The organism is Streptomyces adustus (genome assembly GCF_009377175.1).
Classification (GTDB): domain Bacteria; phylum Actinomycetota; class Actinomycetes; order Streptomycetales; family Streptomycetaceae; genus Streptomyces; species Streptomyces adustus.
Genome location: NZ_VJZD01000062.1, coordinates 21,971 through 40,715, shown reverse-complemented (window position 1 = coordinate 40,715; position 18,745 = coordinate 21,971). Strand labels below are relative to the sequence as shown.

Here is an 18,745-nt window from a genome sequence, read left to right as displayed (position 1 = left end):
CGTCCCCTCCTCGCCGTCAGCCGGCACGGCTACGCCGCCCACTTCTCCCGGGGCCCGCACACCAGCCGCTACTACCTCCAGTGCCCGCCCGACGACGATCCCAAGGCCTGGACCGACCCCCGTGTCTGGGAAGCGCTGCGCACCCGGCTCGGCGACCCCGCCCTCCCGTCCGGCCCGATCACCGAACGCGAGATCTTCCGGCTGCGCAGCCTCGTCCACGACCCCATGCAGTACGGCCGCCTCCACCTCGTCGGCGACGCGGCGCACATCGTGTCGCCCATGGGCGGCAAGGGCATGAACCTGGCCCTCTACGACGCGGACCTGTTCGCCCGGGCCGTTCGGGACTTCGTCCGCGACGGCGACGACGGCCCGCTGCGCACATACTCCCGGCGCTGTCTGCGGCGCGTCTGGAACGACCAGGAGTTCTCCCACTGGCTGACCCGGACCCTCCATGACGCGGGCGACGACACCGGCGCGGGGTCCTTCCACCGCGGCCTCGCCCGTGCCCGGCTCGATCGGCTCTTCACGTCCCGGGCCGCCGACGGCGCCTTCGCGGAACTCATGGCCGGACTGGACCCGGAGGCTTCGACTGCCCTTTGACCGGTGCGCACCGTCCGCTCCACGACAGGGCGGGGTCCGGCCCGGCCCGGGTGGGCCGGGCCGAACCCGGGCGGGCCTGCGGGATCAGCCGACGAGCAGCTGGGACTTCAGCCGTCGTAGCTCGCCCGGGTCGATCCCCAGGGCCTTCTTCTCGTACGACGCGAAGGAGCCGTACTTGTCCTTCACCTCGGCGAAGCCGGAGTTGAGGTACTCGGCGCGCACGTCGAGCAGCGGCTTGTAGACCGCGGCCTGCGCCGCGGGCATGGCGGCCAGGGTGGCGGCGTTGACCGAGGCCCGGTAGGTGTTGGAGGCCAGGTAGTCCGCCATCACCGTCTCGCGCGGTACGCCGAGAGCGGTGAGCAGGGTGGCACTGGCCCACCCGGTACGGTCCTTGCCCGCCGTGCAGTGGTACAGCGAGCCGTCGGCGTCCGCGACGATCCCGGCGAAGACCTCGGAGTAGGCCGCCTTCGCGGTCGCGCCGCTGACCATCGCCCTCTCGCCGTCGACCATCATCTGTGCCGCGGCCTCGGCCGTGGTCGGCATCGCGAAGACGTCGGAGTCGTCGCCGATCACGTTGGCGACGACGTACCGCGCGCCGGACGGCACCCGGTCGGGCGCGCCGGTGCGCTCGGACGTGGTGCGCAGGTCGTAGTCGACGGAGATGCCGAGCCGCTCGAGCTTGGCCAGGTCGGCGGTGGTCAGCCGGTCGAGCGCGTCCGAGCGGTAGACGACCCCCATCTTCACCCAGCTGCCGTCGGTGGTGCGGTAGCCGCCCGCGTCACGGAAGTTGGTCGTGCCGTCCAGCTTGATCAGCCGGTCGGCGAGGTGGAGACCACGTCCGCGGTCGGGCACGAGGTCGAACCACTGGCGGTCCGCGGCGGGCAGGCCGGTCACCGTGATCGAGCCGGTGGAGCCGCCGGAGGCGACGGTGCGGCCGTTCGCGCGGACGGCCACGTGGTGGACGCCGGGGGCCGTCCAGGTGATCTTGTACGAGCCGTCGTTCCGCGCGGTCACCTCGGCCGCGGTGAACGGGATGTGCCGTGCGGAGTGCGCGCTCGCTCCGGCGTGGGCGGGCGCCGCCGTCGCGGCGCCCGCCGTCAGGCCGGGGAACATCAGGGCGGCCGACAGTACGGAAGCCGCTCTGACACGTGTCATGTGAGTCATGGCCGAAATCGTTCGCCCGCCCGGGGAGTGCCGGCGCAACGCCGGGTGAACGCCGGTGGTCCAAGGATGGGAATGATCATCCGAATCCGGCATTACGTGTACCTCGACCTGGTACGGGCTGCCGGCAGGTGGCCCGGAGGGCCGGCGGCCCGGCGGGCGGGGGCAGGGGAGGGCTCGTAGATTGGAGAGGTGGAGATCCCGGCAGCCGACGGCGCGCACGCGGCCACGGGGGAGGTCGACTATCGCGCGCTGTTCGCCGCCACTCCCAGCCCCTATCTGGTGCTGACACCCGATCTGGTGATCGTCGGTGTGAACGAGGCGTACGGCAGGGCGACCGGACGGACGCGCGAGGAGCTGATCGGCCAGTACCTGTTCGACGCCTTTCCCGACAATCCGAACGACCCGAACGCGGACGGGGTGCGCAACCTGTCGGCCTCCATGGAGCGCGTGCTGGCCACCCGGGAGCCGGACGCGATGGCGGCGCAGCGCTACGACATCCCCGTGGTGAGCAGACCGGGCCGGTTCGAGGAGCGGTGGTGGTCCCCGGTCAACACGCCCGTGCTCGGGCCGGACGGCGGCGTGGCGTGGATCATCCACCGGGTCGAGGACGTGACCGCCTTCGTGCGGGCCCGCGGACGGCGCGCCCGGTCGTCGTCCGGTTCGTCGAGCGAGCGGGAGGAGGCGATGGAGGCCGAGCTCTACATCCGGGCCAAGGAGCTCCAGCGGCTCAACGAGGAACTGCGCCGGGCCCACGCCCGCGAGCGGCAGGTGGCCCTCACCCTCCAGGAGGCGATGCTCCGCGCCCCGGACCTGGCCCGGCATCCGAACGTCACGGTGCGCTATCTGCCCGCCGTCGGTTCGCTGAACGTGTGCGGTGACTGGTACGACACCGTCGATCTGGCCAACGGCCGGTTCACCGTGGCGGTGGGCGACGTGGTGGGGCACGGCCTGGAGGCCGCGACTGTCATGGGCATGCTTCGCAGCGCGCTGTCGGCGGCCAGTCGCGCGGTCACCGGGCCGGCGCAGGCCATGGAGGTGCTCGGCCTCTACGCCCGCTCCGTGGAGGGCGCGCTGGCCGCCACGGCGGTGACCGCGCTGATCGACACCCGCTCTCGCCTGATCATCTACTCCAGCGCCGGCCATCCGCCGCCGGTGCTGATGCACGCGGACGGCACCTGCGAACTGCTGGACCAGGCCACCGACCCGCCGCTCGGCGCCCGGCCCGAACACGTCCCGCGCCCGCAGGCCGGCACCGGCTACCGGCCCGGCGACACGCTGGTGATGTACACCGACGGCCTGATCGAGCGCCATGACGAGGACATCGATGTCGGTCTGAACCGACTGACGGACATCCTTCTCGACTGCTGTGTGGGGCTGAGCCCCGAACGGCTCGCGGACACCCTGCTGGCGCGCCTGGGGGTCAGCCACGGCGCGCGCGACGACATCGCCCTGATCGTCGTACGCCTCTGACGCCCGCGCGCACCACCCCGGCGAGGACCGTGCCCGTCGGGGTGGTCTGTACCCGGCCTCAGGGCAGGTCGTCGGCCGGATTCCGGCGCAGGGTCCGGCGGGCCGCGTCCGCCGCCCGCCGCGCGCGGGCGACGACCGCGTCCTCCTGGCCGGGCCGCCAGATCAGGTCCAGCAGGAACACCGCCAGCACCAGCCACGACGCCACGGCTTGCCCCCGCTCCCCGGAGTGCGTGTCGTAGAGCGCCAGAACCAGGGCCACGGTGGCGAGGCCCGCGACCACCCACCTCCTGATCCGGTCCTGTTCGCGAACGTTGCGCAGGGCCTCGGCGTAGTCGATCACCGCGGGCGCCAGGCGGGGATCGCCGAGGTCCGCGCCGCGCCGGGTCGCCCGTACGACGGCTGCCCGGTCGGCCGCGTCAAGCTGCGCGGCGCCGGGCCACGCCCTGCCCATCCGCCGGGCCACCCGGATGCCGTGGAAGGGGCTCAGCAGCAGGAACACCACGGCGGCGGCGATCCAGGAGCCCGACTCGACAAAGGCGAAGGCGCCGAGGAAGAGCCCGGTGGGGACGCCGGTGCCCAGCGCCCGGCGCGTCGGGCCCCCCTGCCACACCCAGCCCGGAGTCAGAACCACGGAGTTCATCGTGGCGATCGCCGATTCCGGAAGCAAACACCGCACCGGCGAGTTGGCGCGGACGGACCTACGCCTTGTGTGAGGTGGGCTCCCGCCCTGCGCGGGACGAGAACGCGCTTTCTGCGGGAAGGGGCGCGCGATCCATTTACAGGACTGTCATGCACCTGTAGTTTCCGCTGCAACAAATTTCAGGAACTTGCCGGTTCTTCTTGCAACAAGGGGAAGCCATGAAACCCGCACTCATGAGTCCCGGAAGACGCAGACCGCCGCGCGGAGTGCGCCTGCTGGGCCGACTGCGCCGCCCGCTCGCACTGATCGCGGTCGCGGCCGGCCTGTCAGGCCTGCTGACGGGCGTGCCGGACGCAAGCCCCGTCGCGCTGGGGACCGCGGCCGACACGACCAACACGGCCACCGTCTTCTACTACACGAAGACCAAGAACTGGTCCTCCACCTACCTCCACTACGCCCCGGACGGCGGCTCGTGGACCACGGTTCCCGGCGTGGTGATGGAGGCCGCCTGCACGGACTGGGTGAAGAAGACCGTCGACCTCGGCTCGGCCGCCGGCCTCCAGGCCACCTTCAACAACGGAAGCGGCACCTGGGACAACAACGGCGGCAACAACTACGCGCTGGGCACCGGAACCATCACCGTCAAGGACGGCGTGATCGCCCACAGCGACCCGTGCGCCGACACCGGTACGGGCAGCGGCAACCAGGCGACCGTGTACTACTCGACCGCCACGTCCGGCTGGACCACGGCCAACATCCACTACGCGCCCACGGGCGGCTCCTGGACGACCGTCCCCGGCGTCGGCATGGAGAGCGCCTGCACCGGCTGGTGGAAGAAGACCCTCGACATCGGCACGGCGACCTCGCTCAAGGCCGCCTTCAACAACGGAAACGGCGTCTGGGACAACAACAACAGCGCCGACTACACGATCCCGACCGGCACCACGACGGTGAAGGACCGGACCGTCACCGCCGACGCCAAGGACCCCTGCGCGGCCCAGGCCCCCGACACCCAGGCGCCGACCACACCCACCGGGGTCACCGCGAGCGCCACCAACACCTCGGTGGTGGTGAGCTGGAACCCGGCGACCGACGACACCGCCGTGACGAAGTACCAGCTCACCCGCACGGGCGGGACGAAGGGAACCGTCGTCACCGATGTCGGCTCGACGGTGTACTCCGACACGGGGCTGGAGGAGAAGACCGCCTACACCTACACGGTGAAGGCCGTCGACGCGGCCGGGAACACCTCGCCCGCCTCCGCCGCGGCCACCGTCACGACCGGGGAGCAGGCACCCGCACCCGCCTCGGGGACGCCGCTGGGCACCGACCCGCGCAAGGACCCCATCTACTTCGTCCTCACCGCACGCTTCTACGACGGTGACAGCTCCAACAACCGCGGCGGCAGCCAGGACGTGAAGTCCGGCAACGCCGCCAACAACGACCCCATGTTCCGCGGCGACTTCAAGGGTCTGGTCGACAAGCTCGACTACATCAAGGCCCTCGGCTTCTCGGCCGTCTGGATCACCCCGGTGGTCCTGAACCGCTCGGACTACGACTACCACGGCTACCACGGCTACGACTTCTACAAGGTCGACCCGCGCCTGGAGTCCGCGGGCGCCTCCTACCAGGACCTCATCAACGCGGCCCACGCCAAGGGCATGAAGATCTACCAGGACGTCGTCTACAACCACAGCTCCCGCTGGGGCGCGAAGGGCCTGTTCACCCCGACCGTGTACGGCGTCCGCGACAGCCAGTGGAGCTGGTACTACGACGAGAAGAACGAGGGCTTCGAGTACGACGGCCTGACCGTGGAGTCCAAGTCCGGGAAGTCGTACTACAACGGCGACCTGTGGTCGACCGCCGAACCCTCCGGCAACACCTGCCTCAACTGGGGCAAGCCCACCGGCGGCAAGAGCGCCGAGGGCTACACCCTCTACAACTGCCAGTGGCCCAGCCCCACTTCGGGCATGTTCCCGAAGGCGTACTACCACCAGTGCTGGATCGGCAACTGGGAGGGCGAGGACTCGCGTTCGTGCTGGCTGCACGAGGACCTGGCCGACTTCAACACCGAGAACGCCACCGTCCAGAACTACCTGATCGGCGCGTACGACAAGTACATCGACATGGGCGTGGACGGGTTCCGCATCGACACGGCCGTGCACATCCCGCGCGTCACCTGGAACCGCCGCTTCCTGCCCGCCATCTACGACCGGGTCACCCAGCGGTTCGGCACGGACGCCGCGAAGAACTTCTTCGTCTTCGGCGAGGTCGGCGCGTTCGTCAACGACAAGTGGAACCGAGGCTCGGTGAACCACTCCGCGCAGTTCTACACCTGGAAGGAGCGCAAGGAGTACAGCGCCGACGACGAGACCGCCTCCATCGAGCAGTACAACTACGAGGAGCAGCTCGGCACCGGCAACCAGCCCACCTCCACCAACGCCTTCCTGAGCGGCAACAGTTACCACACCCCGGACCGCAGCCAGTTCTCCGGGATGAACATCATCGACATGCGCATGCACATGAACTTCGGCGACGCGCAGAACGCCTACAACAACGGCAAGGACTCCGACGACTCCGTCAACGACGCCACGTACAACGTCGTCTACGTCGACAGTCACGACTACGGCCCGAACAAGTCGAGCACCCGCTACAGCGGCGGCACCGACGCCTGGGCCGAGAACATGTCCCTGATGTGGACCTTCCGCGGCATCCCCACGCTGTACTACGGATCGGAGATCGAGTTCCAGGCGGGCAAGCAGATCGACTGCGGTCCGACCTGCCCGCTGGCGACCACCGGACGCGCCTACTACGGCGACCATCTCGCGGGGAGCGTCACCGCCTCCGACTTCGGCAAGGTCGACTCCGCCAGCGGCGCGGTGGCCACCACCCTCGCCCAGCCCCTGGTCAAGCACCTCCAGCGGCTCAACCAGATCCGCCGGGCCGTCCCGGCCCTCCAGTCGGGCCAGTACTCCACGGACGGCATCAGCGGCTCGATGGCCTTCAAGCGCCGCTACACCAGCGGGACGACCGACAGCTTCGCCCTCGTCACGGTCACCGGCGGCGCCACCTACACCGGTATCCCCAACGGCACCTACCGGGACGCCGTCACCGGCGACGTCCAGACGGTCACCGGCGGCACCCTGACCGTGGCCGCACCCGGCAAGGGCAACCTGCGGGTGTACGTGCTCAACGGCCCCGGAAAGATCGGAAGCGACGGCCCCTACCTGAAGTGACACCGGTTCGACCGCGGTGGTGACACCGGCTCCACCGACGGGCCGGGTCCCGTCCGCACGGCACGGCGGCCGCCTCGCCCCACGGCGAGGCGGCCGTCCTCGGTCGCGGCACCGGCGGGGCACGCCCCCGGCCGCGCGCCGAGCGCCGCGTGCCGCGGCCGAAAGCCGTGGGTCGGCTGTGACGCGGTGGAGCGACCGATTCACCGCGTTGTCCCCCGGGGCGGCGGTCGCCCAGGCTACTGCCGAGCAGGACCACAGACGCTTCAGGAGAGGGTGCGGAAGCCGTGCTGCGTGTCCACTTCACCCCCCAAGACCTCGCGCGCGTCCGGATGGCGAGCGCGCCCGACCCGCTCTGGGAGATCACGTGCAGCCTGCACCGGCTCCAGACTTCGAGGGGCCGCTGGGCGTTCGCCGAGTGGTACCGCGAGACCCGGGCCGTACTCACCGGCACGCCGCTCGGTGAGGCGGTACGCCGACTGCTCGTCCCGGTCCTGCCCCGAGCCCCCTACCTCCCGGACTTCCTGACGCCGCCCGAGGCCGCCGACGGGCTGGACGCGGGTTTCACGGCGATCGTCGACACCCCGCCCGACCGGGTCGCCCAGGAGATCCGGATGCTGGACGAGTGCAGCGGCGCCCCCGCCTGGGCCGCACGCCTGGTGGAACGCGGGGCCCGCGAGGAGCTGGTCAAGCTCCTGCGCGCCTATCACGGGGCGGTCATCGCGCCGCACCACGACCGCGTCCGGGCCTCGATCGAGGGCGAGCGCACCCTGTGCGCCCGCGAGACCCTCGACACCGGCATCGACGGCCTGCTCGGCGGACTGTCCCCGACCATCCGCTGGCACGCGCCGGTCCTGGAGGTCGACTACGTCGTGGACCGCGACCTTTACCTCAACGGCCGGGGGCTGCGCCTGGTCCCCTCCTACTTCTGCTGGCACGCACCCATCTCCCTGGCGGACGACACGCTGCAACCGGTACTGATCTATCCCGTGCACGGCACCCGGTATCCCGGCTCGGACCGTCCCACCGAGCGTTCCCTCGCCGCGTTGCTGGGCCGCACCCGCGCGGCCGCGCTGCGCTCGCTCGTCCTCGGCGCGACCACCTCGGAACTGGCCCGCACCCTGGGCGTCTCGCCCGCCACCGCCACCCACCACACCACCGTGCTGCGCGACGCGGGCCTGATCATCAGCAATCGCCGCCACAACACCGTGCTGCACACCCTGACCCCGCTCGGCGCCGCGATGCTCCGCCGGACGCCGGCCGGGCCCGGCCGGCCGATGGCCACCGTCGACTTCTAGTCACACGCCACGACGGGTCGTTCCTCTCCACGACACCCCACACATCACACGTGGCGCACCGACTTCACCCGCACCACCGGAGCAACGCCCTCCAGCCCTCGACCCGGCCCTTTCGAGACCGGTCGAAGGTCGTGGTCCCGCCTTGTCCGGCTCTGCGAGCGTGTCCGGCGTAAGCACGGCCGGGTGCGGCAGTCCGTCCCACCCGTGACGACCCGAAGCAGGGGGAACCATGAAGAAGGCCATCGCCGCCGGCGCGTTCGCGCTGGTGACCGCCGCGACCTGTCTGGTGCTCGCGCCCTCCGCGTCCGCGGCGCCCAACGCGTGCGTGACCAGCACGCTGACCACCGGAGGCTACGAGAGTGTGGGCACCACGGTCAGGAAGTCGTCCACCAGCAGCTGCGGCGACCTGAACCTCACCTACACCGACGACAAGACGGTGTACGGGTACGACGGCTACGCCGGCCGTCTCTACCACACCTCCAGCAGCAGCTGGGTCACCTGCAACGCGGGCTATGTCTGGGCCTACGACGGCAGCCACAGCGTCAACGACAGCACCTACTGGCTGTGCACCGACGTCTCCGACAACACGCTGTTCACCGTGGCGAGCGCCGCGAACGGCGGCGACACCGTCAAGATCACGCACTGACCCCGATTCCGGCGCCCGGGGTCCCGTCCCGACCCGGCCGGGACCCCGGGCACCCCGCGAAGGAGAGGAGTGACCCGGATGCTCCGGGCCCGGTTCCTGGCGCGTGCGGCACTCGCCGCCACGGCCCTGCTCGTCACCGCGTGCGCGGGCGACCCCGGCGGCCCGGCCGGCCCGACGCCCGAGGCCGTGGCCCCCGCGCGCCTGGGCCGCACTCTGCCGGACGACCCCGTACGCATGGTGCTTCCGGCCGTCGGCGCCGAGACCCGGTGGACCCAGGGCCTGGACGTGTTCGGCCGGCAGGTGGGGCGAGCCGCCACCGCCCGCTGCGCCGAGCGGAAGGGGATCGCGCTGCCGGCCGACATCCCGCCCGCGTTCATCCGCTTCTTCGAACTCCCCGACCTGGACTTCGTCGCCCGGCACGGCCTGAGCGCCAGCGCCGAGGTCCCCGCCGTCGCGTCCTCCTCGGGCCCGGCCCGGACCGGCAGCGCGGCGGAGGTGGACGCCTGCCGCGCGGAGGGTACGAAGGCCGCCGCCACCGTTCGCGACCTCTACGTCCCGCTCCAGCAGCAGTGGTTCGGTCGGCTGACCTCCCTGCGCGACGACCCGGCCGTGCTCAAGGCCCAGCGCGGTCTGCCGGACTGTCTGGCGGCGCGCGGCGTCCCCGCCCGCGACGAGCAGACCTTCATGTCCCTGGCCGACGCCCGCCAGCAGCGTGCGGCCGCCGCCGACCTCCCGGCCACGGAGCGTGCGCTGGGCAGCACGTACGCCGCCTGCATGCGACCCGTCGAGGCGGTCCGCGAACCCGCCCGCCTGCGCCTGCGGACCCGGTTCCTCGCCGAGCACGCCGCCGAGATCCGCACCCTCCGCACGACCTTCTTCCCCGCGCTGCGCAGTGCCGAGCGGGACTACGGCGTACCCCTGGTGTTCCCCGAACCCTGACGGGACCGGCTCCCGCGCGCCGCACCGCACCCGGCCGAGTCAACTGACTTGTGTTCAGGGGGAGTTGGTTGAACGTGGAAGATGATCGTGTACATTCCGTATCTCCGGGCCCGGGGGTGCTGCGCTGTGCCGCCCCGCTGCGGGCCGTCCTGATCCGAGTGTGCATGGGGTGGGCTGCGTGAAGCGGCGTGTGATGTGGGGGGCGGTCGCCGTGGCGGCCGCGGTGTCAGCGGGAGCCGTCGTCGTCGTCCGGACGGCGGACTCCTCCGGTGCCGGGGCGGACGCGAAGGCGGCGGGGCCGGTCGCCACCCATGTGCGGTCGACCGCGCTGCATGCCGACGGCGCCGGCGGGGTCTCACTGAGCCGGCCCGACACGGAGCCGTTCAGCATGCTGAGACTGTCGTGGGACGACCCGAGCGCGCAGGTCCGCGGCGCGGTCACGGCCAGGACCCGTTTGGCCGGAAGCCAGAAGTGGTCCCCCTGGCTCACGCTGGAGGCGGACGACGGCGGCGGCGAGGACACGCCGCGCAAGGGGATGCGCGGCGCCACGGGCGCGGCCTGGTTCGGGCCGTCGGACGGGGTGGAGATCAAGGTCGCGGCGGGCGGCACGCTGCCCGCCGGGCTGCGGCTGGACGTGGTCGATCCCGGTGTCTCCGCGCCCAGGGGGATGGAAGCGGCGGCCTACGCCGTGGCCGGGGAGAGCCCCGACCCCACCGACGTGCCCGCCGACCCGAGCACCTCCGAGCCGACTCCGGCGGAGACGACCGAGCCGTCGGTGACCGCGTCCGAGTCCGTGACCGAGTCGCCGGCCGCCCCGACGACGACGGCGACGGCCACGACGGCCTCCCCCTCGGCCGGTGCGTCGTCCACGGCGCCGACGGCGCCGACCGCGTCGGCGAGCGCGACGGCCGGCCCGCCGTCCACCGTGCCCCAGCCGCCCGTGGTGAGCCGGGCCGAATGGCAGGCCGACGAGTCGCTCAACACCGAGGCGCCCGAGTACGGCACGACCATCAAGGCCGTCTTCGTCCACCACACCGCCCAGACCAACACCTACTCCTGCGCCGACTCCCCGGCCATCGTCCGCGGTCTGCGCGCCATGCACCTGAACCAGGGCTGGAAGGACATCGGCTACAACTTCGTGGTCGACAAGTGCGGCACGATCTTCGAGGGCCGCAAGGGCGGCATCGACCGGCCCGTGATCGGCGCGCAGGCCGAGGGCTTCAACACCAACACCACCGGCATCGCCGTGATCGGTACGTACACGGACGTGGACGCGCCGGTCGCCGCGAAGGCCGCCATCGCCCGGCTGGCCGCCTGGAAGCTCGGCCAGTACGGGGTGGACCCGCTGAGCAAGGTGACCCTGACGGCCGGCAAGGCCAACGGCAAGTTCGCCCTCGGGCAGTCCGCCGACTTCAACCGGATCTCCGGCCACCGCGACGCCTACGCCACCGAGTGCCCGGGGACGGTCCTGTACAACCAACTGCCGACCGTGCGCACCTGGGCGGCGGGCCCCGTCGCCGGACTCGCGGTCAAGTCGCTCACCGGCGCGGCCCTGTCCGGGAGCACCTACCTGACCAAGGGCGCGGTGACCGTCAACTGGGCCGCCACCACACCGGCTTCCCTCATCACGAAGTACGAGGTCCTCGTCGACGGCAAGAGCGTCGTCAGCAAGACCGGCACCGCGACCTCCGCGGCCGTCACCCTCGCGGTCGGCAGCCACACCGTGCAGGTGCGCGCGACCCACCAGTCGGGCAAGACCGCCACCACCCCGGCCGTAGCGGTGACGGCGGAGACCACCCCGCCGGTGTTCGCGACCAAGCCGGCGCTGTCGCTGCGTACCGGAACCGTCGACACCGCCGCCGTGCCGGTGACCCTCGCCTGGAAGGCCACCGACACCGCGGGTCTGAAGGAGGTCCGGCTGACCACCCCCGCGGCCAAGACCTACGGCCCCACCGTCACCAGCGCCGCGCTGACCGCCAAGTCCGGTGCGGCCACCGCCTTCGCCCTCACCGCCCAGGACCTGGCCGGCAACACCGCCGTCGCCTCGGCGTCGGTCACCCCGGTGATCGTGCAGGAGACGTCCGCCGTCAAGACCGGCACCTGGACGAGCAAGACGTCAACCAGTTACCTCGGCGGCGGCTCGCTCAGCAGCTCCACGAAGAACGCCTCGCTGAGCTGGACGTTCACCGGCCGCTCGGTGTCCTGGATCGTCTCGCGCGCGGCCACCTCCGGACAGGCCGACGTCTACGTCGACGGGGCCAAGGCCGCCACCGTCGACCTGAAGTCGACCACGACGGCGTACCGCAGCGCGATCTGGACCAAGAACTGGTCCGCCGCGGGCAAGCACACCGTGAAGATCGTCGTCACCGCGACGAGCGGGCGGCCCACCGTCACCACCGACGGGATCGTCTACCTGAAGTAGGAGCCGGGCTTTGTGACCCGGAGACCGAAGGGGTGGTGTGCGGACCCGGTCCGCACACCACCCCTTCGGCATCGGCGAGCAGCCGGCCACGCCGTCAGGAGGCGTAGCCGGGTATGGACGGCCACCGCACGGTCAGGACGACCGACTCCTCCTCCGCGAACCACGAGTGGTCGACCCCATGGCCCCACACGACGTAGTCGCCCTGCTGTTCCAGGACGACGACGCGACCGGGGAGCCGGACGTGGAAGCGGCCGCTGACGAGGACCAGGACCGCCGTGCGCTCCTCGCCCGTCACCCACTGCGCGCGCTCGTCGCCACGGGGGTGGACACCCCACTTGATCTCCACCGCCGCACAGTGGCGCGGATCGTCCACGTCCTTGAAGTGCCCCAGGATCCAACCCCGGTCCAGTGCCGCGTCCTTGCCCGCATTGCCCACGTACACGCTGTCGTCCACGGGCCCGGACGCTAGCAGCTCGTCACCGTGCGCACCCTCGGGCCGCCTGTTCCGGGCACAACTAGGCACCGACTCCCAGGAAACGCAGCACCGCCAGTACCCGGCGGTGGTCGGCGTCCGCTCTGGGGAGATCCAGTTTGGCCAGAATGCTGTTGATGTGCTTGGCGACCGCGCTCTCACTGACCACGAGTTGGACGGCGATGCCCGCGTTGGAGCGGCCCTCGGCCATGAGCGCGAGCACCTCCCGCTCGCGGGCCGTCAGCCGTTCCAGCGGATCGCTCTGCCGGCGTACCAGCAGCTGTGCGACGACCTGCGGATCGAGCGCGGTACCACCGTCCGCCACCCGCCGCAGTGCTTCGACGAACTCCTCGACATCCGCGACCCGTTGCTTGAGCAGATAGCCCACCCCGCTGGTGTTGGCGGCGAGCAGGTCGGCCGCGTAGCGCTCCTCGACGTACTGGGAGAGCAGCAACAAGGCCGTCGACGGGTGGCGTTGACGGATCGACAGCGCGGCACGGACCCCCTCGTCCGTGAAGCCCGGGGGCATCCTGACGTCCACCACCGCCAGGTCGGGCCGGTGCTCCTCGACCGCGGCCAGCAACCCCTGCGCGTCGCCCACCTCGGCGGCCACCTCGAAGCCCGCCATCTGCACCACCTTGACCAGCCCCATCCGCAGCAGCACGGAGTCCTCGGCGATCACCGCGCGCCGCACCGCGATCACCCGGTCCTCCGTGCCGGGGACGGCACCTCTCGGCTCTGACACGGCAGCTCCACGCTCATCATGGTCGGTCCTCCCACTGGACTGCTCATCCGGAATGTTCCGTCAACCGACCGCACACGCTGGGAAAGTCCCGCGAGACCGCTGCCCTTGAGGGGGTCGGCCCCGCCCGGACCGTCGTCCGCGATCACCAGCCGTAGTGTCTCGCTCAGCAGGCTGACCGTCACATCCGCCCGGGTCGCCTCCCGCGCGTGCTTGGCGACATTCGTCAGCGCCTCGGACACGACGAAGTAGGCGACCGCCTCCACCGCCGGCACCGGTCTCCGCGGCAGGTCCACCCGCAGCCGTACGGGCAGCGGGGCGCGGGCCGCGAGCCCCGACAGGGCCGCATCCAGGCCGAGTTCGTCCAGGACGGCGGGATGCAGACCGCGCACGAGGGTGCTCAGCTCCTCGATCGCCTCCTTCGCCTCCCGGTGCGCCGCGTCGATCACCTCCCGCGCCTCCGGCGGCAGATCCACCAGCGTGGCCTTGGCCAGGCCCAGATTCAGTGCCAGTGACACCAGTCGTTGCTGCGCGCCGTCGTGCAGATCCCGTTCGATGCGCCGTCGTTCCGCGTCCGCGGCGTCCACCGCGCCGGCCCGGCTCTCGGTGAGGTCCTCGACCCGCCGTGCCAGGTTCTCCTCCCTGCTGCGGCCGAGCAGGGCGGGCGTCACCTGGGTCTCCAGGCGTACCAGGGCGGCCGCCAGGCCTGGGACGGTGGCCAGCACGACCAGACCGGCCTCGGAGAGGTAGGCCGCCTGCGTGGCCTGGCCGAGGTGCTCGATCCGCCACTGCCAGGGCAGCGCGTAGATCCACACCAAGGTCAGTGACGCGCTCGCCGACACCACCAGCAGCCCCACCACCAGCGTTTCCAGCGCGCCGAGCAGGGCCCCGGCCAGGCAGTGGTAACCGAACTGACGCCATGGCCGCCGCCATCCCGGGCGCGGGATGCCGATCCCGAGCAGCCGACGGAAGCGCCAGCACTGGGCCGCGGACAGCGCCGGCACGCAGAACGCCGTCAGCGCCAGCGCGACCCCCAGGAGCGCCGGCGCACTGTCGTCCGATCCCTCGATGATCTCCCACACGAGGCCGAAGTCCATGAACAGCGAGAACCCCGTGAACAGGTGCAGCGGCGCCCCCAGAGCAAGGAAGGACGTGTCGCGGCTCAGGCGGGTGAGTGCTCGCCGAAGCCGGGTCGGGATCTTCATGTCGCAACCGTAGGCGCCGGTCCCCGTGGCCTGCCATGAACCTGCCGTCCCTGACGGGGGTGAAGTCAGTGCCACCCCAAGACGGACAGCGGTGTTACTGACTGCGGACCATGGAGAACGGAGGGTGGATCACGAGCCCGACGGCCGGGTTCGTGACACCGGAAGTGACCTCCGACGTGACCTTGATGGCTTTCGAACTCGCTGTCGGCAACAGCAGTTGCCCCGCTCATGACGCTGTATGCGGCGTCGCTCGCCTCGGCCGGGGCCGCCGTCGGCAGAGTCGTGTGCTCATGGGCGCGGGTCTCGTCCTGCTGCCCTGGCTCGGCTATCTCGCCGGCACCCTGCCGCCCGCCGAGGCCGCCGTCTGGGTCACCCTCGACGCCCTGGAGGCCGTCATGCTGCTCGCTGCGGGCAGCCGTCTGCTGCGCGGCGACGCCCGGCACCGCGGGCCGGCGGCCGCCGCGGCGGTGCTCCTCCTCGCCGACGCCTGCCTCGACCTCGCCACCTCCGCCCCCGGCCCGGAGCTGGCCGTCGCCGTCGCGATGGCTTTGGCCGCCGAACTGCCGCTCGCGGCACTGTGCTTGGTGCTCGCCGTCAGGTGAGTCGTGTGCAAACCATTGACGCGGAAGCGCTTCGACTCTACGGTCCCGTTCGAAGTTGCGAGCGCTATCCGAAATATCGAACGACACTGAACGATCGAACGGCGTTTCTTTCGCATTTCTCGAACAGTTAGGGCAGGGAATGGGACGACCTGACCTGAATCGCAGGCAACTCCTGGGCGGACTCGGAGGGTTGTTCGTCGCGGGCAGCTTCGGTTTCGCCGCACTCGGGACCGGCGCCGACGCGCTCGCCGCCGGCTCGCAGACCCGCGTGCGGTACTGGAACCTCTTCAGCGGCGGCGACGGCTACAACATGATCGCGATGCTGGACGCCTTCCGGAAGTCCACACCGGACATCGCGGTGAAGGACTCCACTCTCCAGTGGGGCAACCCCTACTACACCAAACTCGCCATGGCGGCCGCCGGCAGCCGCGCCCCCGACCTCAGCGTGATGCACCTCGGACGCGTCGCCGGATTCGCCCCGGGCCGCCTGCTGGACCCCTGGGACATGGACCTGCTCGCCAAGTACGGCCTGAACGAGGCGGACTTCAACCCCGCGCTGTGGAAACGCGCCGTCATCGACGGCACGTTGTACGCGCTGCCGCTCGACATCCACGTCCAGCTCTGCTTCTACCGCAAGGACGTCCTGAAGAAGGCGGGACTGCTCGGCGACGACGGCCGTATCGTGCCGGTCACCTCCACCCAGGAGTGGTTCGACGTCCTGAAGGCCGCCAAGAAGGCCACCAAGAGCGGGCTCCAGACCCTCGGCCTGCACGCCAACGACCAGAATTTCTCCTGGTGGTTCTTCGTCGCGTTCTACCAGCAGCTCGGCGGCACCTACTTCGACGACGCCCGCACCCAGGTCACCTTCGACGAGGACAAGGCCACCCAGGTCCTGGAGTTCCTGCGGCAGCACGTCACCGACGGCTACGCCCAGGCGGGCGCCGCCGACGCCGAACAGTTCATCAACGGCGCGCCGTTCACCTGGGAGGGCAACTGGTCCGTGCCCGTCTACAACGGCGCGAAGATCGACTACGGCGCGACCCCGCTGCCGCCCGTCTTCGGCACGCAGGCCACCCACGCCGAGTCGCACTCCTTCGTCCTGCCCCACCAGACGGACCGCTCCGGCGCCACCAACGAGGCCGCCCACCGACTGGCCGCGTACATCGTCAAGAACGCCCTCGTCTGGGCCGAGGGCGGCCACATCCCCGCCTACCGGCCGACGCTGTCCTCCGCCGCGTACCGGAGACTCACCCCGCAGAACGAGTACGTCTCCGCCATGGACCACCAGGCCACCGAGCCGAAGGTGTGGTTCGCGGGCTCCACCGGCACCCTCGCCTCCCGGATCGGACCGGTCATCGCCGCGTCCAACCTCGGCTCCGCCAAGCCCGACGCGACCGCCCGCCGGATGAAGAGCGTCCTCGAAGAACTGCTGGTCATGAAGAACCCCATGGACGGCAGGACCGCAGCGCAGGGAGGTGCCTCCTGATGAGCACGACAAGCGCCGAGACCGCTCTCGTACCCGCCCGGACGCGCGACATCGCCGTCGCCGGGCGCACCGACAGCCTGCGCGACCGCATGGGACGACGGCTCCAGCACGGCGGCTGGTTCATCGCCCCGTTCCTCGCCCTGTTCGTGCTGTTCGTGATCTGGCCCGTGCTGCGCGGTGTCTACCTCAGCTTCACCGACGCCAACATCTCCGGCGTCGGCGCGAACTTCGTCGGCCTCGACAACTACCGCGAGGCACTGGACGATCCGCTGGTCTGGGACTCCCTGGGCCACAGCGCGTACTTCACGCTCCTGGTCGTGCCCTGCATCACCGTCCTCGCATTCCTGATGGCGATGCTCGCCCACCACATCGAGCGCGCCAAGTGGCTGTGGCGGCTGTGCTTCTTCGCCCCGTTCCTGCTGCCGTCGACGGTCGCCGCCAACCTCTGGCAGTGGCTGTTCAACCCCGGCACCGGCATGGTCGACCACGTCCTCGGCATCGAGACGCCCTGGCTCACCGACAAGGCCTACGCGATGCCGGCCGTGGTGATCTGCACCCTGTGGTGGACGGTCGGCTTCAGCTTCCTGCTCTACCTCGCCGCCCTCCAGGCCATCCCCGACCACCTCTACGAGGCGGCCAAGCTGGACGGCGCGAACGCCTGGCACCGCATGCTGCACATCACCCTGCCCATGCTGCGCAACATCACCGGACTCGTCGTGGCGTTGCAGATCCTCGCCTCGCTCCAGGTCTTCGACCAGGCGGTCGTCATGTACGACTTCCAGCCGGGACCGGAGGAATCGACCCGCACCTTCGTGCAGTACACCCTCGAGGAGGGCTTCACCAGCTACCGCGTGGGCTACGCCTCCGCGATCTCCATCATCTTCTTCGTGATCATCGCGTCCGTCGCCTTCGCGCGGATGTGGCTGCTGCGCAAGCGTGAGGAGGGCGCGCGATGACCACCGCGCAGATCCCGGTCAAGTCCCGTACCGCCAAGCCCTGGACGCCGAGCCAGATCGTCCTCACCCTGCTGGGCGTCGTCGTCTCCCTGGTGTGGATGGCGCCCCTGGCGTGGGCCCTGTTCACCTCCCTGAAGTCCGAGACCGAGGCCGTCGAGGTGCCCCCGCACTGGCTGCCCAAGGCCTGGACCGCCCAGGCCTGGAAGGCCATCTTCGACACCGGCAACATCACCGACTGGTTCGTCAACTCGCTCGTCGTCTCGGTCTGTGTCACCACCGTGGTGCTGGTGGTCAGCGCGCTCGCCGGATACGGCTTCGCTCGCACGGAGTTCCGCGGCAAGGGCGCCCTGCTGGCCCTCGTCATGACCGGGCTCATGGTCTCGCCCGCCGTCCTCGGCGTGCCGCTGTTCACCACCGTCCAGCAGATGGGCATGGTCGACACCTACTGGGGCATGATCCTGCCGCAGTGCGCGCCCGCCGCCATGGTCTACATCCTGTACAAGTTCTTCCAGGGCATCCCGCGCGAACTGGAGGAGGCCGCCTTCATCGACGGCGCAGGACGGTGGCGGGTCTTCTTCACCATCGTGCTCCCGCTGTCCCGCCCCTCCCTCGCGGCGGTCGGCATCTTCACCTTCATCGCCTCCTGGAACAACTTCCTGTGGCCGTACATGGTGACCAACAACCCCGACCTGATGACCATGCCGAACGGCATCGCGACCGTCATGAACTCCTACGGCATCCAGTGGGCCCAGCTCATGGCCGGCGGCCTGATGGCGGGCCTGCCGCTGATCGTCGTCTTCGTCTTCTTCCAGCGCCAGATCGTGGCGGGTGTCGCCCACACCGGCCTCGCCGGGCAGTAACTCCCCTTAA

At 70.7% G+C, this 18,745-nt stretch carries 16 protein-coding genes; 11 read left to right on the top strand and 5 right to left on the bottom strand.

Annotation, left to right across the window (positions count from 1 at the left end; translation table 11 throughout):
* On the top strand, positions 1 to 600 hold a 600-nt coding region (locus tag FNH09_RS17770), incomplete at its 5' end, for an FAD-dependent monooxygenase (protein ID WP_202919684.1).
* A gap of 84 nt (positions 601 to 684) precedes the next feature.
* Here FNH09_RS17770 and FNH09_RS17765 read toward each other — a convergent pair.
* On the bottom strand, positions 685 to 1,755 hold the full coding sequence (locus FNH09_RS17765) for a tyrosine-protein phosphatase (RefSeq protein ID WP_238426741.1): 1,071 nt from the start codon (positions 1,753 to 1,755) through the stop codon (positions 685 to 687).
* Positions 1,756 to 1,953: 198 nt separating this feature from the next.
* Here FNH09_RS17765 and FNH09_RS17760 point away from each other — a divergent pair, with 198 nt between their 5' ends.
* Positions 1,954 to 3,234, top strand: coding sequence for a PP2C family protein-serine/threonine phosphatase (locus tag FNH09_RS17760; RefSeq protein ID WP_338017604.1), 1,281 nt, complete (start codon positions 1,954 to 1,956; stop codon positions 3,232 to 3,234).
* A gap of 58 nt (positions 3,235 to 3,292) precedes the next feature.
* Here the strand turns inward: FNH09_RS17760 and FNH09_RS17755 are convergent, their stop codons facing one another.
* The gene (locus FNH09_RS17755; protein ID WP_152888977.1) at positions 3,293 to 3,865 is read right to left on the bottom strand and encodes a hypothetical protein; all 573 of its coding nucleotides are present in this window, start codon (positions 3,863 to 3,865) and stop codon (positions 3,293 to 3,295) included.
* A gap of 242 nt (positions 3,866 to 4,107) precedes the next feature.
* Here FNH09_RS17755 and FNH09_RS17750 point away from each other — a divergent pair, with 242 nt between their 5' ends.
* The 5 genes from FNH09_RS17750 (at position 4,108) to FNH09_RS17730 (ending at position 12,412) form a co-directional block, all read left to right on the top strand.
* A complete protein-coding gene (locus tag FNH09_RS17750; RefSeq protein ID WP_152889002.1) occupies positions 4,108 to 7,110 on the top strand; it encodes a carbohydrate binding domain-containing protein in 3,003 nt (1,000 codons plus the stop codon).
* Between the two features lie 284 nt (positions 7,111 to 7,394).
* Positions 7,395 to 8,405 (top strand): helix-turn-helix domain-containing protein, encoded by a 1,011-nt coding sequence (locus FNH09_RS17745; RefSeq protein ID WP_162468730.1) that lies wholly within the window; start codon positions 7,395 to 7,397, stop codon positions 8,403 to 8,405.
* A 229-nt stretch (positions 8,406 to 8,634) separates the two neighbouring features.
* Entirely contained in the window at positions 8,635 to 9,051 is a 417-nt protein-coding gene (locus FNH09_RS17740; protein ID WP_152888975.1) for a hypothetical protein, read from the top strand.
* A 78-nt stretch (positions 9,052 to 9,129) separates the two neighbouring features.
* Entirely contained in the window at positions 9,130 to 9,990 is an 861-nt protein-coding gene (locus FNH09_RS17735) for a hypothetical protein (protein WP_152888998.1), read from the top strand.
* A 193-nt stretch (positions 9,991 to 10,183) separates the two neighbouring features.
* Positions 10,184 to 12,412 (top strand): N-acetylmuramoyl-L-alanine amidase, encoded by a 2,229-nt coding sequence (locus FNH09_RS17730; protein WP_152888996.1) that lies wholly within the window; start codon positions 10,184 to 10,186, stop codon positions 12,410 to 12,412.
* A gap of 94 nt (positions 12,413 to 12,506) precedes the next feature.
* On the opposite strand, the gene FNH09_RS17725 is transcribed toward FNH09_RS17730, so the two are convergent.
* From FNH09_RS17725 to FNH09_RS17715, 3 genes are all read right to left on the bottom strand, one after another.
* Positions 12,507 to 12,866 carry a cupin domain-containing protein gene (locus FNH09_RS17725; RefSeq protein ID WP_162468729.1) on the bottom strand — a complete coding sequence of 120 codons (360 nt, stop codon included), beginning with the start codon at positions 12,864 to 12,866 and terminating at the stop codon, positions 12,507 to 12,509.
* 61 nt (positions 12,867 to 12,927) lie between these two features.
* The gene (locus tag FNH09_RS17720) at positions 12,928 to 13,566 is read right to left on the bottom strand and encodes a response regulator (protein WP_162468731.1); all 639 of its coding nucleotides are present in this window, start codon (positions 13,564 to 13,566) and stop codon (positions 12,928 to 12,930) included.
* A gap of 17 nt (positions 13,567 to 13,583) precedes the next feature.
* Positions 13,584 to 14,831 (bottom strand): sensor histidine kinase, encoded by a 1,248-nt coding sequence (locus FNH09_RS17715; RefSeq protein ID WP_152888973.1) that lies wholly within the window; start codon positions 14,829 to 14,831, stop codon positions 13,584 to 13,586.
* Positions 14,832 to 15,121: 290 nt separating this feature from the next.
* On the opposite strand from FNH09_RS17715, the gene FNH09_RS17710 reads away from it, so the two are divergent.
* The 4 genes from FNH09_RS17710 (at position 15,122) to FNH09_RS17695 (ending at position 18,735) form a co-directional block, all read left to right on the top strand.
* Entirely contained in the window at positions 15,122 to 15,433 is a 312-nt protein-coding gene (locus FNH09_RS17710; protein WP_238426740.1) for a hypothetical protein, read from the top strand.
* Between the two features lie 139 nt (positions 15,434 to 15,572).
* Positions 15,573 to 16,919 (top strand): extracellular solute-binding protein, encoded by a 1,347-nt coding sequence (locus FNH09_RS17705; protein ID WP_152888971.1) that lies wholly within the window; start codon positions 15,573 to 15,575, stop codon positions 16,917 to 16,919.
* Complete coding sequence (locus tag FNH09_RS17700; RefSeq protein WP_152888969.1) at positions 16,919 to 17,875, top strand: carbohydrate ABC transporter permease; 957 nt, start codon at positions 16,919 to 16,921, stop codon at positions 17,873 to 17,875. Before FNH09_RS17705 ends, FNH09_RS17700 begins: the two co-directional genes overlap by 1 nt.
* A complete protein-coding gene (locus FNH09_RS17695; RefSeq protein WP_152888967.1) occupies positions 17,872 to 18,735 on the top strand; it encodes a carbohydrate ABC transporter permease in 864 nt (287 codons plus the stop codon). The genes FNH09_RS17700 and FNH09_RS17695 overlap by 4 nt, the downstream gene beginning before the upstream one ends.
* Positions 18,736 to 18,745: the final 10 nt, after the last annotated feature.